This window comes from Comamonas brasiliensis, from assembly GCF_018292285.1.
In the GTDB taxonomy this organism is placed as follows: domain Bacteria; phylum Pseudomonadota; class Gammaproteobacteria; order Burkholderiales; family Burkholderiaceae_C; genus Comamonas; species Comamonas brasiliensis.
Genome location: NZ_JAANES010000006.1, coordinates 1 through 16,703 on the forward strand (window position 1 = coordinate 1; position 16,703 = coordinate 16,703).

The following is a 16,703-nucleotide window of genomic DNA, read 5'->3' on the forward strand; positions in this document are numbered from 1 at the left end:
CGACAGCGCAATATTGCGCCACTCCGACGATGCCGCCAGCGTGTCACGGCTCCAAGAGAGGCCACCGTCCCAGCTGGCATAGATCCATCCGGCACGGGCGCAGACCGCCAATGCAGTGCCGTTCCTGGAGACAGCGCAGCGGGTCAGAGGTGCAGACGGAACTCCAGCGACTTCGGCCCAGGTTGCACCCCCATCAAAGCTGATCGATGGCGAGCTGCTTGCAGCGGTCGCAAGCACGATATCGCCCAAGGCCGAAACGCTGACCCCCAGCCAGGCCTTTGCACCGGCTCCTGCGCATATGGCCCAGGTCGCACCCCCATCGGTAGAGCGCCAGAGGCCACCGCCAGCGGTGCCATCTGCGGCCAGCAGCGTGCTGCCGTCCCCCGAGACAGCGCAGGACTCCCAGCCGCGCGAGCCCGCACCATCCACGGCAGCAAAGGAGGCTCCGGCATTGGTACTCAGGTAGAGCGGCCCGCCATAGTTCGAGAAAAGGATGACGCCGCCGTCATCGGAGACTGCCGCACGCGAATACTGCAAGCCTGGTGCACCCGATGGCCGTGACCATGTGACGCCGAAGTCCTTGGACAGGTAGGGCGACTGGGCATGCGGAGCGCATGCCACGACCCCGCCATAGGCCGAAACGCCTGCCCCATAGATGCCGCCCGATGGCCCCGCAGTGAGGCTGGTCAGATCGGCGCTGATTTTCTCCACATCGGGGGGCGTGCTCTCCCCTGCGCTCAGCGCCCCGGCCACCCAGATCGGGCCGCCCCGGTAAATCGAGTCCGCGCCTGCAGCCGTCAACATATAGGCACAAGGCCAGCGGGTCGCATCCGGCCCTCTAAAACGGAAGTCCAGCAGCTCCACGGCGCTTGCAAAGCCCAGCTCAATATAGAAACCGGGCTGACGCACCGCCGCGCCAGAAAACACGACTTCGGCAGTTGCCCCCGAGATCAGCTCATTGAGCGAGCCCGAGAGCGGGGCCACGCTGGCCTGGATCGATGTGGGCACGACATCGCCCGCCGCCGCCCAGCCGACGATCTGCTGCAAGGCCAGATCTGCCCCCAGCGTATCCAGGCCGCACAGACGCCAGACCAGGCTTTTCATGACTGCCTCCAGGGGCCGGTGACGTCAAAAAATCCCACCCCAGCGGTGGAAGCAGGAACTCCAACAGCAAAGCTCAGTATCTGCTTTCCCGTAAACGATCCTTGCCCAGCTGTAAGGGCCACGTTCCCACCCAGCGACGCAAGGACATTGGACTGAGGGCAGTGGTAAGCGCCCGGCATTACCCCCCGGGCCGGTGCAGTAGATGGGCCATCCGTCAGATAAATCGCGGACAGTTGCAGGCTGTTGTCAACCACGGACGGAAACGAGCCCAGATAGCTATCCGAGCCAGACACGACGTTGACATTGCCGAATGCTTTACGGCCGCATTGAGCTGCGCCGCCCATGCCGTGCGCCAAGCGCTTGATGGAAATGCCCGTCGATCCAGCTGTTTGGAACACGCAGCCACTGGTCTGCGTGAATTCGGTGTCGGTCGCCCCAGACAACACGCCGCACCATGCATCACCGCTGCGCAAGCTGTTGAGATCGCCCACGTAGCAGGAAATACCGGCATAGCTGGCGTTCGTCGGCGTAGTGCTATACGGAAACAAGACAAGGTAAAAGCCGCGCGAATCACCGGCAAACACCCAATAAGAGGTGCCCGAGCTGTAGCGCTTGTGCCAGTAGTAGCCACCGGTGACGTTCGTAGGCGCAGCCGCAATGCCCGTGTCCACATCTGTCATGGACTCGTACATCTGCACCCTGGCATAAGAGGCATTGCTATCGTCGACGCGGTAGAACATACGCGTCGATGCCGGATCAATTTGCCTGTACACGGCCTTGTTCGTACCAGCAAAGACCTTCTCCCAGCCCAGCGGAGCCATCTTGAAACTGATGGAGCCGGTGACGGCTCCGTCCGGCAGCGCTGTCTTGAACTCCACCCAGCCATTGGCGACAGCCGTCACCTTCTGCTCGCCATTCAAGGCCGAGGGCGTTGCCCCGGTCACCGTGATGACGGCATGTGCCTCTGCCGCACTCTTGCCGCTGGCAAAACTCAGGCGGCAGATGCCGTTGCTGATGACCGCCGAATCCACGGCCTTTGCGCCCCAGCCATTGACCAGGAAGGCGTCGAGCGCGCCGATCAGGGAGCCGACTGTGCCGCCGATGGCGGGTGCCCCGGTCATGGAGCTGTATGCGTGCTTGACTGAGGTATCTACAGGGGATGCCATAACTCTCTCCAGGAATTCAGTTGGACTGCGGGCGGTTCACATCACCGCGCGCCAGGATGGAAAAGCTGTGCTCGATGCCGGTCTCAGGCCCCGGCTGGATGGTTCGCACGACCCAGAAGGGGTAGATCGCGCCCACGGTGTTGATGCGCAGGATGTTCCCCACGGCCCAGCCGCTGCCCCAGCCCAGGGGCTGGATCGTGAAATACGGCTTGCCCGTGGCCGGGTTGAGCGGCGAGCAGACGCTGTTGATGTCGCCCGTGGCAATCACGCCCACATGCTCGCCAATCACGCGGAATTGGCTGGTCGATGTGAACTCAAGCACCCAGCGCTCGGTGCTGCCACCTGCGTTGGTGATCTCGATGGGCGCGACGCCCTGGTCGTACTTGGCAGGCGGCTCCTGCCCCATGAGTACGTCAGACCAAGCGTTATCGACCCAAGTCTTTTGCGCAAAGGCCAGACTCACCCGAGCGCGGCGGTCGCTGGCCTGCAGGGCGCTGGAGACATAGGTGCCGTCCTTGGGGTAGTCATGGGTCAGCGCCCGGTTGAAGGTGATCTCGCCCGAGATCTGCACATCGGTGGCCGTGGCCATGTCTTCGATGCGATCCTCAATCGTCACCGGCATGGTCATGGCAGACACATCGGTAAAGGTGACCAGCCCGGCCTCCAGGTCGACGGAATAGCCGGTATTCAGGGTCTTGCCGTTGGCATCCCTCACCACCACGCGGGACAGGCGCACGCGGGCAAGGTTGACGGTCATGTTGTTGCTGACGTTGAGCTGGGCGCTGGTCTTGGTGTGGCCCACTACGCACAAGGAGCCAGACCGGAAGATCGGCACCTTGCCGTCGCTAGGCAGGCGCACCGGGTCGATGCCGATGATGTCGGCATTCATGGGCAAGTAGGCATAAGCCACCGCCGAACAGCGCAAGGCACTGGCGACCACGGGCTGCGGTTTAAAGATCCTGCCGTCCTGCTGGACGTTGGCCGCGTCATACCAGGGCTCGGCCTCATTGCCTGCGGCCACGACCAGGGCACCGAAGCCCAGGCGCACCAGGCCTGTTTCATAGTCCACCGTGCCGACCACACCGGGAGCCGTGATGGTGCCATCAATGCCGGCGCTGACGTTCTGCGAGCCGCCCGAGGCCCTGGGCACCTGCACCGTGAGGGAGCCGGGGCGCAGCGGCGCTGCAGCCGTGCGGAATACATAGGCGCTGCTGATGGCGTCACCCAAGGTGGTGATGCAGCCTGCCCGGCGTAGTTGGTTGGCGTTGCCCGGAGTCCATGAGGTCAGGCCTACGCGGCCCGTGGCGTAGTTGACCGAGCCGCGCGCCACAAAGCCGCCCGAGGTCAGCACCCGCAGCACGCCCCTGCCGTCATCGCTCCAGGGCTGACCGCTGGAAGGCATCAGCACGACCGAACCGGGAACCACCGGGGCCTGCACGCCCGTGACCAGATCAAACTCAGGCGCAAACGCGACCTGCAGCGTGCGGCGCGTTGCGCTGCCCGTGGTGCGAAAGCGGATCTTGACGTAGCCGCTTTCGTCATTGGGATAGATCGAGGGCGCACTCAGGTACTCGATGCCCTCGTAGTTGAGGCGGTACTGGGCCACCTCGCCATTGAAGCCGCCGCCGCTGACCTGGCTGGACGAATAGACCGGCTTGGGGATCTTGATGACGACATCGGGGTTGAAGTCCACCGCTCCCGTGCTGTAGGTGACCGTGCCGACCTGCACGCCGTTGAGCATCAGCTTGCCGTTGCCGTCATCGCGGGCGATCTGGGTCGGGTCGACCAGCGTCACGCCCATTTCCTTGAGCTGGTCTCGGGTGTAGAGACCGAGCACGCTCTGGTCGGTCAGCGTGTTCCACTCGACTTCGACCGTATAGGGAACCAGTGCCCCCTGGCCGGCAGAGACCGCCAGGCGGCCCTGGCCGTTGCGCGAGGGGTGCTGCAGGTTCACCTCGACCGCAGGGGCGGTGTCGACCGTGACATCGAGCACCGTGCCCACAGCTGGCAGCAGCCTGGGCGCAAACAGCACCTCGGAGCGCCCTACCCGCACTTCGCCCGTGGCGTCCCCCTGAAGCTGCCACGCGGCGGTGGCCGTGGCGGTGCGCTGGGTAGTGCCATCCATCCACTTGATATCAAAAGCGCCGGGATACAGCGCCTGTCCTGCAGGCAAGGCCAGGGCAATGGTCTGGCTGATCAGCAGGTCAGCGGCAGGCTGCACGGTTTCCTGAGTCGGCACGCCCCAGTGCTGGACGATGGAGCTACCCACATCAGGCAAGGCACCCAGCGTGACGACAAAGCTGCCGGTCTCGGCGCTATAGGTGCCTGCGCCATAGCTGGAGTCGGTGCCACGCAGCGCGCCGTCGCCGGCGTCCGACAGCACATACCAGCGGCCCTGCGCCCGGTAGCTAAAGGACAGCGTGCCGCGCGCCGGCAGCGGCGTGATGAAGCCCGTGTAGCTCTGGCTGCGGTTCTCTGCCGTGATGCGGATCTCGCTGGACTGCGGCACGCGCTGCATATAGGCGGCAGGCCGGTAACTGATGGTCTTGCTGCCGTCATAGCTGCCCGAGCTGGAGGTGACGATGCCATTGGCATAGTCCACCAGCCCGATCTGTTGGGTGCCCGACATCAGAATGCCACCCTTGTCGGTCAAGGTGACGCCGCCCACCACGATGGAGAGCGAACCCGGCAGGCAGCCACCGGGCAGGGCCAGGCTGGTGGTGGTGTTCCAGGTCTGCGATGAGCTGAAGGTCACGGCCTCGGCCGCAGAGACCGGAAAGCCTGCCGCCGCATAAGGAATGGTCGCGGGGATGGGCGTCTCGCTCTGGGCCGAGGGCACGATCTGGGTCATGATCGTCTTGGCAATGATCGTGAAATCGCCCAGGGCTGCGGCCTTCTGCAAAGGCGTGACGCCCACATAGCTGCCCGCATCGGCCACCACGGTATCGCGCAGATGTGCGCTATTGATCTGCCGGGCAAACTGGCGGCTGGCTGGGGACCCGGTGAAGTCATAGCGCAAGGCGTCGGACAGCTCCACCGTCACCACCACGGCCTGATAGTCCCGGTCGGTGTCGTAGGTGAAGGTGCGCTCCACGCTGGTCACGCGAATGGCGCGGACATATTGCTCCTGCTCGTTGGCCAAGCCTTCATTGCCAACCAGAACCAGGGTCTTGCCCACGGCTGGCAGCTCGGTACCGGGGCGCTGGAAAATCTGAATGACGCGCTGGCCCTTGATGTGGTTCTCATAGAGGTAGCCCGCCCACTCGGCCCCCTTGTTCAAGTAGGCCTCCAGCCGGGCCTGTGCCTGAGCGCGGGTGTCATAGACCTCGCCCGTGGAAAACAGGGTGATGGACACATTGGGGTCTTCGGGCGGCTTGGCCACGATGACATTGCTGCCCTGGTAGGTGTCGCGGTCTTCAGTGTCCACGCCCACATGCACCTGACGCAGATTGGCGCGGCCCGTGGCCCGATCCATCTCGGAAATGTCGGGCATCACGGCGTTTTCCTGACTGGACTCGATCACGACCGTGGACGGCCCGCCACCGCCCTCGGGCACATCGTCCATGACTCGGCTGGCTCGCAGCTGGATATCGCCTTGCAAAATGGCCATCGTCAAACCTCAATAAATCGGAAAGTCGGCAAATACAGCTGCTCGGGAGATTCCTCGCCGTCCTGCAGCTTGAAAACGGGCTGACCTGTAAAGCCGCCCTTGGCGTGGTCGAACATGACTTGGCGGGCCTGGCCACGCAGCACCAGGGTGAGCTGGATGCCGGGCAGCTCGGCCCAAGCCTGCAGCGTTGAGCACAGCGCCCGCGTGATCCAGGCGGCGGTCTCGGTGCCCATCAGCGTGATCGGGCGACCGGCCTGCTTTAAAGCCACATCCACCAGCAGCGCGCCTGTGGTGCTGTAGCTGGTGGCCTGGTCGACCGGGCTCCAGCTGAACTCGTCCTGCCAATCCAGGCGGTCGCTGATATGGGCCGTGGTGCCGTTGTAGGTAAGCGTGATCATGAGGACGAGGCCCCTTTCTGGCGGCTCAGCTCTCCGAGAAACTGGTTCAGCGAGGCGGCACCTGCCGGGTCCGTGTTGACCTGGCCATAGGGCTGGCCGTTGAGCTGCAGATTGATGGTGGAGACCTGACGCGAGACCATGGCTTCCAGCGGCGTCTTGCTGGAGGTCTCGGCATTGCCGTTGCCCTTCATGGTGTTGCGCAGCTCCATCGCATCCACCTCACGGTTCCACTCGAACATGGTCATGTCATGCATGAAGTTGCCGAGCTGGCCACCGCTTTGCGTTGAAAACGGGTTGTCCCTGGCGTACTGCTCTTTCCACTTGGCCAGCCAGGCATCGGCCTGGGCCTTGCTCTCGAAAGCTGGAACCGCATCGGCCCCGCGAATAGTTCCCGCATTGCGCTTGGCTTCCAAGAGCTGCAGCTCACGGGTGGCCAGCTCATTGGCTTTTTCTTGGGAGGCGATTTCTCGCTCACGCTCGGCGTTCAGTCGCTCCAGGGCCGTGCGGTGCTGGTCGACGGCATTGGCTGCCCGGCTGTGTGAGCCCGCCGAATCGTCGACCGAGCCCTTGAGCCTGAGCGTGGCCCGCCCGGCGCTGTCGACCGCCACCTCATATCCGCGCATGGCAGCCTCGGCCTGGACCCAGGCTGGCGCAATGCCTTTGTTGGCGGCAATCGCAGCATCAGCAGATTTTTTAAAGGCTTCGCCCATTTCTCGGGCACTGGCCGTGCCGCTGTCGCGCAGCACGTCATAGGCAGCTTTTGCATCGGCTGCCGTCTTCTTGAGCGTTTCATCCGAGGTAATGCCCAACTGCTTGAATGCCTCGCGCACGCTATTAATGCCTGGCGTGGCTGCGTCCAGAGCATCCTTGAGCGCATCGGCTTTCTTTTTAGCCTGGTCAAGCAAGCCATCGGCCAGCGGCTGACCCAATGCACTGCGCACCGATTCGATTTGTTCTCGAATAGCCTTTAATGCGGCTTCGCTGTCCGCGCTTTCAATGGCTTTGCTGAAACTCGCATTCAGTACTCGCCCGGTGTCGACACCCTCTTCCTTGAGTTTTCCGAGTTGGTCAATAAGCGCCTGGGTGTCATTAATCGCACTGCGAGATGCAGCGGAAATATTTCCCCGAAGTACGTCATATTCCAGACCAGCGCGTTTAATCGCTTCGGTCAGAACTGCATCGGTTAGTTGCGCCAGGCGCTGCGCTTCACGGCTGCTCCCCAAAAATGCCGCCCGCGCATTGGCTTCGAATACCGCTAAATCCTTGCCCGACAAAGCCTTGGTCCAAGCTGCCTCGGTTTCGCTGGCCGTAATCTTTGCGGTCTCGCCCAACTTATCCAAGGTGGCAGCAAAATCCTTGATGCCTTGAATCTTGGTTAAATCAAAACCTTCGGTGACGCTCTTTAAGGCATCGGCACTAGCTTTGCCGGATTTTGTGAGCTGCTCAAACTCAGCGACGGCATTGCGTGCAGCCTTGGACAAATCAAATAGCTTGTCTGCCGCATCCTGGGTTTTCTGGGCCTCGGCGGCACGGGCTGCCGCTAATTCACGCGCCGCTGCGGCAGCGGCCTTGTCCGCCTTTTCCAGCTCTTCGGTGCGGTCCTTGTATCCAGCCAGCTTGGCCGCGCTCTCCCCTATCCAGGTACCGATATCTTTGATGTTGGAAACAATGCCAACCAGAGTGAATGTCTTGAGGCCACCCATGACCGCCGCAAATCGGCTGGTACTGGCTGCAGCTCCTGCGGCTGCCGCCTGAGTGGCCACGAGCTGGGCATTAGCGGCAGCAATGCCTGTAGCAGCCACTTGCGTCGCCTGGCCAATGCCCAGAAAGTGCTGCGCCAGGCGCAATGCAGTGAATGCCGCCGCAGCCTGGCCTAAATCCATCAGCAGGCCCGCAATGCTCTGCAGGTTATTGGCCAGCAATTGAATGGCTTTGGCCGCTGCGGCGCTGGCACCATTGGCCTGGTCCACCTTTTGCACGTACAGGGACCACTGCGTGGACAGGTCCTGCATGGCCCGGCCCACTGTGGGAGGCAAGCGTTGGAACTCTGCGGCAACGGCTGCACTTTGGCCCTGCAGGGCAGCAATCACCGTCTGCGTGGTCAGCAGGCCAGACTCAGCCATCTTGCGCAGCTCGCCCGTGGTCACGCCCAGACCATCGGCCAAAGCACGTGCCAGGCGCGGTGCCTGCTCCATGACACTGTTGAATTCCTCGCCGCGCAACACGCCGCTTTGCAGGCCCTGGATCAATTGCGTGATGGCGGCGGATGAGGCCTCTGCGCTGGAGCCACCAATCTGCACCGCCTGGTTGATGGTTTCCGTGAGGCTCAGGCTCTGCAGGCTGGCCTTCTCGGCACTCAGACCGGCATCGCGACCGGCCTGGGCGATGCGAGAAAACAGCACCCCGGTGTCTTCAAGCGCACTGTGGGTGCGCAGTGCGACCTCAGTCACACCCTCCCACGATCGCGTGAAGTTCTCGCCCTCACCCGTGACCAGCTTCATGCGGGCCTGCAGGTTGTTGGCCTGGTCAGCAGTGGCAGCCAGGTCGAAGGCGAGATTTTTAAGGCCCTGCAGCGACTGCAGTCCTATATAGAACTTCTGCAGCCGGTCCAGCTGCTTGCTGATGGACTCCACGCCATCACCGATCTGGCGGTGGCTGCGCACCATGCTGGCGGCGGCATTCTGTGCGCCTGCCGCAGCACCTTGGTGAGCGGGCACCAACGTGAGCACCGATTCACGGACTTGCTCCACCTCCTGGCGCAAGCGCTGCTGCGCCTGCTGGGCATTCTGGCCAGCGACACCAAAGCGCTGCAGCTCACCTTGGGCCTGGGACAGGGCCTGCTTCTGCTGCTCAAACGTGGAGCGGGCACTATCCGCAGCTGCATTGAGCTGCCGCAGCGCTGCTGCTTCTTTTTCTGTCGGCGGGCCAAGCGCCGAAATCTGGCGACCGTAGTTCTTGGCCTCCGTTTCGGCCAGGCGCAAGCTGGCAGCCGTTGACTTGGCCTCGGCCTCCAGCTTGGTGAACGTGGTGATCGCGGCGTCCTGCTGGGCCAATTCGCGCAGCCTGGCAGCCGCCGTGCGCGCCTCAACTGCAACCTCGCCCTCCAGGACCTTGGCAACGTTCTCCAGATCGTCAGCCAGGCCCACGATGGACTCACGTCCCGTGACCCCGGTGTCGATCTGCAGGCTGATTTGCTTATCTGTCATGGATTCCTACAATGGGCGGATGACTCGTCTCATCGCCTTCATTGCATGCATCGCCTTCCTGGTGGGTGCAGGAGTGTCTGTGCGTGCAGGCATGGCACTTGCGGCAGTGGCCTATGGCCTGCTCGGTGCCTATGTCCTGTGGATCGGGCTGCAGATGTTTCTTGGCCCCAGACGGTGACGCTGCTTGAAAGCGGCTTTCAGGCATCACTGTCGGTTTTTGAGCGCCAACAAAAAAGGCCAGCGAGTGCTGGCCTTAGTCTTTTAAAGGGTCTGGTGCGGCGTCAGGTCTTGCGCACGCGGTAGTACTTGCTGATGCCGTTGCCCACCTTGGTGGAGTCCATCAGGACCGAGCCGGTCACCTTCAGGTTGATGAACCCGCTTTCCTGCAACAGCGCGATGGATGATGCCACGCCCTGACTTGCGCGCCAAATTTCCACGATGGCCAGTTTGCCGTCATCGGCCTCGTTCAGCCCCTCCAGGATGATCTCCAGCTCCTTCGGCTTGGTGGTCAAGGCCTCGATCACGGCATAGCCCACGTGAGAGTACGCAACCTTGACCTCTTCACCCTCAGCCAGCCCCGTCGCGTCCTGGAACACGAAGATGCCAGCCGGGCGCACTTCATAGTTGCCCGCCGCAGGCACCACATCGCCAACGGTTTGGTATTTGTAGTTGACCCAGATGCCCTTGCCATCCGTGACATCGGGAGCAGCGGGATCGAGCTGGATACCTGCTGCCGTGACCGAGTAGTTGCCCGCCATGGTCAGTGCCGTGGCTGTGGCCACGCTATCACCGATGCGCACCGTCACGTCAGTGGCCCCCGTATGGGCCAGCGCGACCAGGTCGCCCTTCTTGACGTCCAAATGCTCTTCATCGGTCACGGTGGCCGTGCCTTGTGTCGTGCCTTTGGTCAAGACGACATTGCTGGGCTGCAAATGCTTGGTGCGCAACAAGCCGCCGCGCGTCACCTTCAGGGTCTCATTGCTGATCTGCCCCTGCTCCACCCCGCTGACTGTGCCCTGCGTGGCGCGCGCCAGGTTGATCGGATTGATGTCGGCCAGCGTCATCGCCAGCTCCACCTCCGTGACGCGGCGGATCTCGGAGTGCGTGCCCCCGCCCAGTGTGGTCATATTAGGTTGCTTTTTCACATCCTCCTTGTGCGACAGCTCGGCAGCCAGCACGTTGCCAATGGGCAGCGGCGCAGTGGTGCTCCCGTACTCGCGGGCATAGATCTGGCCGACCAATGCGGCAGGGGCAAAAATGCGTTTGATGACGTCATCAGACATAGGTCAGTCCTTTGTGTTGACAGGTTGAGATGGGGTTTGAGCTGTGGGTGGAGCGGGTGCGGCGACGCCCATGGCCTCCAGCCATTGCGCGGTATCGGGGTGCACAGAGATCTCAGCGCCTGGCTGGTGCAGAGATCCCAGGTGCTCGTGCTCCGCCTTCAAGATCACAGAGACCATGGCGTGCTGGGCCAGTGCGGCCTTGCGGCGGGAGCTGGGTTTCATGGCTTCCTCCATTCCACCCAGCTGCGGGTGCTCATCTCCAGCATGGCGCTGTGACACAGCACCCCGGCAAACATGACCGGGCCAGCACTGGCCACCTGCACGCCGCGCTCTTCATGAATGGAGCCGCCCAACATGCCGGGCAAGCCGAGCGTGGTGTCCACGCGCACGGCAGAGCGGATGCGCTCGACCAGGTCGTCAAAGATCAGCTCACTCTCCACGGCATCTTTAAAAGCCATGTAGCCAAGGATCAACCATCGGTGCTCGTTGAGGATGCGACCGTTGGCGTTGACCTCGGTGGTCGCAGTGCGACGCACATACCAGCCACGGATATGGGGATCCAGTCCGAAGTCGTCGTCAGCCTGCGCCGGGCTGTAAAGATAGAGCTTGCGAAACTCCGCTTCACTGGCGGCAAAGCGCTCCCGAGAATGAACCATGCCCACAGCAGGCACTGCGGCCAGGACGGCCAACAGCGCCCTGCGGGCAGCAGACAAAGTGGCGGCAGTCATGCCTTGCCTCCTGTGATGAAGTTGAGAATCTGGGCGGCAGCGCCTTCAAACATCGCGATGACCTGGCCGCGCGTGGCCAGGGCCGCCCGCTCCATGGGGCGCTGCGGGGCGGTCCCTTCGCGCGCAATCTTTCTGGCGACCAGGAAGGCCACTCGTTTGACTTCCTTTGGCTCACGAATGCCCAGCACGGCCTTGACCCAGGGTTCGATGGCCTTGATCGGCGGCATGTGGGGTTGGGTGCCCAGCTCAATAAACAAGGCCGTGGGCTGGCTGCTGCCCACAATGCCGAGCACCCCGGCAGGCGTGCTGGCCACATCGCTGGTGATGCTGCGGGCTGTGATGCCACTGACGCGCGGCATGTTCTCCTGCCACTCGCGCTGCACCAGCAGCGTGGCCTGGTGCATAGTGGCCTCCAGCACCTGGCGGGTGTAGTCAGGCTCCTGGCGCAGGCCGCGCTCGATGGCGCTCAGATCGCCCAGGCTGATGTCGAGGTTCATAGGCCGCCCCTGCTCACCAGGCGGTGACGCGGATTACGGCGCGGCCAACTCACCACCGCCGACACGGCAGAGCCAGCGACCGCATCCTGAAGCACCGGGTCCAGCTGACCAATGCCTGCAAAATAGGCCGCGCGGTAGTCTTTGGCACGGGCCGCATAGTTGCGCGAGCAGCTCTCCGTGCGAGACATGTCCGAGCCGAGCGTGGTCTCGCGATCGCCTGCAAAGCGCGTGGCCAGTTGCTGGCACAGGAGATGGGCCGCAAACGAAGCCACGGCCAGGCGATGACGCTGGGGAATGCTGTCGGCAGTGGCGTCCAGCACATGGGGAACCAGGAAGCTCACCCGGATCAAGGCATTGCCAGGTAACGCATGCTCGCTCTCCAAACCCCAGCCGTTCGCCGTTCTGTAAGCGTCCGCTAACACCAAAGAGGCTGGACGCCGCCCCACCGGAAACTCCACAGACTGGATGACTGCGCTATCCGTCCAGCCTGCAGGCACCGGTCCAAAGACGCCAGTAGCAGGCCACACCACCTCCTCCAGCTCCAGGCGCGGCACGTCTTCGCTGTAGCGCATGCGCGCCTGATCAAGGGCGCGGTCGCGTACTTCAGCGGTGATCGCATCATCCCGGTCCGAGACCATGTCCTTGACCAGATTCTGAAAATCCTCAAGCGCCACGACGGCTCCTAGTGTTTAAAGAGGGAATGGAAAAAATCGACCATGGGTTTGCAAAGGCTCCGGGCCAGGCTGGTGACTTTGCAAACCCGCCCCGGTTGGGGCAGGCCTGGATGGGGGCTGACGGGCCGGGCGACTTACGCGACAACAGCCTTGGTCGTGCCCTTTTCACCGTCGACCAAGACGGTGCCGCCGTAGATGTGGCGGATCTTGTAGGTCAGCTTGTCGTTGCTAAACATGGAGCCGCCGTTGGGCTGGTCCTGCACAAACAGCTCCGGTTCTTCCTGGCCGTCGAGGAAGCCAACCTCCAGCACCGGCAGCACCAGAGGGTCAGCGACCGTGCACCAGTCGTTGGCATCCGTCCAATAGCTGACGGGGATCACCTCGGGGTTGATGGTCTGAACAAAGGTCTTGTCCAGGTTCTGGCCGCGCACGAACAGGTCATAGGCCGTTTCCTGCAGCTCGAAGGGCACCATGATCGCTGCTGGGCCTGTGGCCAGACGCTTGGCGCTGCCCGCACGGGTCTGCTTGAGCATGGCCAAGCGATGCAACGCAAACTCGGAAGCCGTCAGTGCGCCCGTGAACAGGTTGTTGTGGTCGGCGTGGTACAGCGCCTTGGTGTCATAGATCAGGCCATTGATGCGGAAGAAGTCGAACACGAACTCATAGAGCGTGTTCTTGGCCGCCAGTGCCAGCTCGGTGGGAATGCGACGCAGCGCCTGGACATCGTCGTTCTTGATCGCTTCCAGTGTCACGTCTTCGGTGCCGCCGCGCTTGGTCACCGCAAAGGTGGCTTTGTCGTCAGTAGGCGAATTCAGCGACTGATAGGCAGCGCCTTGAGCGACTGCAGGCAGGTTGCCGTAGCCGCCGATGCGGATGCGTTCCTGGGTGCGGAAGTCTTTGATCGGCGCGGTCGTGGCCACACGACGCCAGGCGTCCAGGTTGGTCAGGCCGGTGTAGACCGCCTGCATGCGGCGGGTGATGCTATCGCCCAGCGCATCGCTCCAGGTGCTGCTGGTGACCGACTCACGCATGACGCCCAGGCTCTCGGCCATGCGGCCCAGATCGCAGTCACGGATCTGGCCGGTGACACGGCGGTCGCCCGTGATCTCGATGTAGCACTCGCGCAGCGACTGCACGTTGCGGTGCTCCTTGTGCGTGGGGTCGAAAAACGCCGTCAGCATCTCGCGGATCGACACGCTGCGGTCTTCCACGTTGATGGAGCCATTACCGAACGCAGGCACGCGCACCGTACCCGACTCCGTCATGCGGGCGATGTAGTCGCCTTCTGCCTTGATCAGATCACCCACGGCAGCTTCGGTCAGGCGATCAGCGCCAGCGGTCGCCACCTGGCTCAGCAGGCGCTCCTTGGCTGCCTGGGGCAGCCTGGCCGTGTTGATGCGCTCACGGGCGGCACCACGCAACTCATACACCTGCAGGTCGGCGCGGGTCAGCGGCGCATTGTCGCCCTGGGCCTCGGTCACTCGCTGCGTTCCAGGCTCAGGGACCAGCGGGCCGCAAACAGATTCATGCAGATTGACCACCTCGTCGTCGGTGATCGTGTCCAGTTTGATGGCGGCATGCTTCGCCGGGTCTTTGGCCTTGATGGCCTCCAGCATGCGTTGCTTCCACAAAGGCATGGTTTGGCTTCCTTCTTGAGATTCAGGGGGAGAGGTACTGGGATCGGCGGCGGCTTCGGTCAGACGGTCCAGGCCGCCGCCCGCGCCTGGCTCGACAATCAGGTCCACCGAGTGAACCTTGGTGAACTTCACGGCTTCGCGCAGGGTCTCGCTGCCGCTGGGGCGTTTGCGGGTGCGGGCGTCCGCGTCAATCGACAGGCCCAGCAGCCCCTGCATGCCCCGTTTGACGGAGCCGACCATCTTGGTGACCGTGGAGTCGCTAGGGTCGATGGCTTTAAAGGTTCCGACCAGGCTGCCGGTGTCGGGCGTCTTGCCTTCGACGAAGCGCACGCTGTAGATGCCGCCGATCAGATTGCGCACATCCTTGCCCTTGCCCGCGCTGTGATCGGCGTCAGACTTGGCAAAGACGCGCACGCCTTCAAACATGGGTGCCGCTTCACGCAGTGCCTGGTCGGGGTAGTAGTTACGGTTGCCGCTGCGGCCCGCACGAATCAGCGTGACTTCAATCGTGCCGTCCTGGGCTTCACGGAAGGCCGCAGCCTCCTGAGATTCGCGCACGATCTCTGAAAGCTTGACTCTCCCCGCTGCACGGTCTGCCTCGGAGATATCGGGAAAGATGGCCCCCGTCTTATCAGACACAGGCTGGAACTGCGCCACCACCTCTTCGCCTTCAGCCAGCGCCACGGTGTTATCTGCGTTGACCGTGTAGGCGTAGCTGTAGAGGCGACCCTTGACCTGCACCACGGCCCGGTCAGGCCAGATGCCACGCATGTCCACGTAGTAGTCGCCATTGACCGTCAGGCGCAGCTTGTCGCGTACCGCCTGGCGCACTAGCTCGATCAACTGACCGAACTCGGAAGTGACCGCCTCCGTCAGGCGATCAAAGCCCGTGCCGTGAGGGATGAGCTTGAGCATGGCTTATTTGCCAGTCAGCTTCTGACCGTCCACAGTCACCACGACGATGTGGGTGCCGTAGTCCTTGAAGGACAGCACTTCATCGGCGGAAACCGCGAGACGCTTTTCTTTTAACTTGTCCTTGCCTTCTGCAGGCTCCAGGACGATGCGCTGGACGCGCTTGGCAGCATCGGCTGCCGTCAGCTTGGTTTCTTTTGTCTCGGATTCGGACATGGGCCACTCCATCGAAAATGAGCCGCAGAGCGCGGCATTGCGATGGGGTGACTGTGCCTAGTGGGCCACATATAAATAAGGCCCGCGAATGCTGGCCCTAAAAAGATGAAGCTCGCTTAAGCACACTACCAAAAAGATGGAAGCCCAAGAATACGATTTCCCAGCTTTAAATAATTAAATCCATCTCCGTAGCCAAGAGGCAATTTCCCCAAGTCTTCTACAGCGCTCTTGAGATCATCTCTGTCAATAAATAGTCGGCAATGTCCTGGTACGGCACCATCGCACCCAAAATGGAAATCAATATCTATAGCTTCATTGGCCAGTCCAAAGTTGCTTAAATCAAAGGTTAAAACTGGGTATTTTGAATAAGGAGCCAATTTATAACCGTCTTGAACTATTAATGATCCGCTTCGGGGGCTCGATCTCTCTAAATGCCAAGGCAATCCAGGCTTTGCAAAAGTTACTCTCAAATCAGCCATCCTTGACCCAGCTTTATTGAAACTCCAAGAAAGGAAGGCATCCCTCGCAACAACGTTCGAAGAGTTGCATAGCTCCAGCTCAAATTTTAAATGAGGGATATTTCTCCCGTCCTCTAAACCAACATAACAACTTTTGACTATTTGGTTCAGCAAAATTTTCGGAGCCGGACGACGACCAAACATCCCTGCCAGAATTCCATGCGGTACACGTGCAAAAGATGACCCAGCCCGCATAAAGTACGCACGAGAATCATCTGTTGTCTGATGAGGCGCATAGTGACTAGCTGGCACCAAAGTGGCAACTAATCCTTTTGAATCATCATCCGTTAATGGAATCTTGATTGATCGAACGCCGGGCACGGGAGGGACAGTACATCCTGATATTGCGTCCTCCAGCAACGAAACAAAACGCGCTGTGTCGGCATATCCATCTGGAAACTTCAGGCTCTCAACCCCCTCGATTTTTACAGTTTCAGCACCCCACAGGATCACACCCCCTTCAGAATTAGCAAAACCTGATAGTGCTTTTTTAAAATTATCTCGATCAGAAGGATTTAATGCGTTCGCAGAAGAGTCCGTTGCGATTCTTTTGAAATCCAGAAATAGTTCTTCGCTCTTTTTTTCCTCCACCAAAGCCTTGACATAGGTAGCACCTTGAGTCTCCAGTCGGTGAAACAGTTCGTGGGCACGGCTTGGCACATCGCCAGACTCAAAATTCATTGACCCCTCCTCAACAGTAGTCCGTTTAAACGTACTTTAAATCAACGCAGAGGGCTTCCAAACGAAGCAATTG

General features: G+C 61.6%; 14 protein-coding genes. 1 reads left to right on the forward strand and 13 read right to left on the reverse strand.

The window, feature by feature from the left end; genetic code table 11:
* From DJFAAGMI_RS20875 to DJFAAGMI_RS20895, 5 genes are all read right to left on the reverse strand, one after another.
* The coding region (locus tag DJFAAGMI_RS20875) for a WD40/YVTN/BNR-like repeat-containing protein (protein ID WP_419095620.1) at positions 1-1,104 on the reverse strand (1,104 nt) is incomplete at its 3' end.
* On the reverse strand, positions 1,101-2,270 hold the full coding sequence (locus DJFAAGMI_RS20880) for a hypothetical protein (protein ID WP_211458837.1): 1,170 nt from the start codon (positions 2,268-2,270) through the stop codon (positions 1,101-1,103). The genes DJFAAGMI_RS20880 and DJFAAGMI_RS20875, both read right to left, overlap by 4 nt.
* A gap of 16 nt (positions 2,271-2,286) precedes the next feature.
* Positions 2,287-5,880, reverse strand: coding sequence for a hypothetical protein (locus tag DJFAAGMI_RS20885; protein WP_211458839.1), 3,594 nt, complete (start codon positions 5,878-5,880; stop codon positions 2,287-2,289).
* Between the two features lie 2 nt (positions 5,881-5,882).
* The gene (locus tag DJFAAGMI_RS20890) at positions 5,883-6,278 is read right to left on the reverse strand and encodes a hypothetical protein (RefSeq protein WP_179626342.1); all 396 of its coding nucleotides are present in this window, start codon (positions 6,276-6,278) and stop codon (positions 5,883-5,885) included.
* Positions 6,275-9,484 carry a tape measure protein gene (locus tag DJFAAGMI_RS20895; protein WP_211458841.1) on the reverse strand — a complete coding sequence of 1,070 codons (3,210 nt, stop codon included), beginning with the start codon at positions 9,482-9,484 and terminating at the stop codon, positions 6,275-6,277. Before DJFAAGMI_RS20895 ends, DJFAAGMI_RS20890 begins: the two co-directional genes overlap by 4 nt.
* A gap of 19 nt (positions 9,485-9,503) precedes the next feature.
* Between DJFAAGMI_RS20895 and DJFAAGMI_RS20900 the strand changes: the two genes are divergently transcribed.
* Positions 9,504-9,662 (forward strand): hypothetical protein, encoded by a 159-nt coding sequence (locus tag DJFAAGMI_RS20900; protein ID WP_211458843.1) that lies wholly within the window; start codon positions 9,504-9,506, stop codon positions 9,660-9,662.
* Positions 9,663-9,765: 103 nt separating this feature from the next.
* Here the strand turns inward: DJFAAGMI_RS20900 and DJFAAGMI_RS20905 are convergent, their stop codons facing one another.
* From DJFAAGMI_RS20905 to DJFAAGMI_RS20940, 8 genes are all read right to left on the reverse strand, one after another.
* Entirely contained in the window at positions 9,766-10,767 is a 1,002-nt protein-coding gene (locus DJFAAGMI_RS20905; protein ID WP_211458845.1) for a hypothetical protein, read from the reverse strand.
* Positions 10,768-10,770: 3 nt separating this feature from the next.
* Entirely contained in the window at positions 10,771-10,989 is a 219-nt protein-coding gene (locus tag DJFAAGMI_RS20910; RefSeq protein ID WP_211458847.1) for a DUF7210 family protein, read from the reverse strand.
* Positions 10,986-11,495 carry a hypothetical protein gene (locus tag DJFAAGMI_RS20915; protein WP_211458849.1) on the reverse strand — a complete coding sequence of 170 codons (510 nt, stop codon included), beginning with the start codon at positions 11,493-11,495 and terminating at the stop codon, positions 10,986-10,988. The genes DJFAAGMI_RS20910 and DJFAAGMI_RS20915 overlap by 4 nt, the downstream gene beginning before the upstream one ends.
* Positions 11,492-11,992: a hypothetical protein gene (locus DJFAAGMI_RS20920; RefSeq protein ID WP_211458851.1), complete on the reverse strand. Its 501-nt coding sequence runs from the start codon at positions 11,990-11,992 to the stop codon at positions 11,492-11,494. The genes DJFAAGMI_RS20915 and DJFAAGMI_RS20920 overlap by 4 nt, the downstream gene beginning before the upstream one ends.
* A complete protein-coding gene (locus DJFAAGMI_RS20925) occupies positions 11,989-12,666 on the reverse strand; it encodes a hypothetical protein (RefSeq protein WP_211458853.1) in 678 nt (225 codons plus the stop codon). The genes DJFAAGMI_RS20920 and DJFAAGMI_RS20925 overlap by 4 nt, the downstream gene beginning before the upstream one ends.
* A gap of 134 nt (positions 12,667-12,800) precedes the next feature.
* Positions 12,801-15,218: a phage major capsid protein gene (locus tag DJFAAGMI_RS20930; protein WP_211458854.1), complete on the reverse strand. Its 2,418-nt coding sequence runs from the start codon at positions 15,216-15,218 to the stop codon at positions 12,801-12,803.
* A 3-nt stretch (positions 15,219-15,221) separates the two neighbouring features.
* Entirely contained in the window at positions 15,222-15,431 is a 210-nt protein-coding gene (locus DJFAAGMI_RS20935) for a hypothetical protein (protein ID WP_211458855.1), read from the reverse strand.
* A gap of 125 nt (positions 15,432-15,556) precedes the next feature.
* Positions 15,557-16,630, reverse strand: coding sequence for an AlbA family DNA-binding domain-containing protein (locus DJFAAGMI_RS20940; protein WP_211458856.1), 1,074 nt, complete (start codon positions 16,628-16,630; stop codon positions 15,557-15,559).
* Positions 16,631-16,703 lie beyond the last annotated feature (73 nt).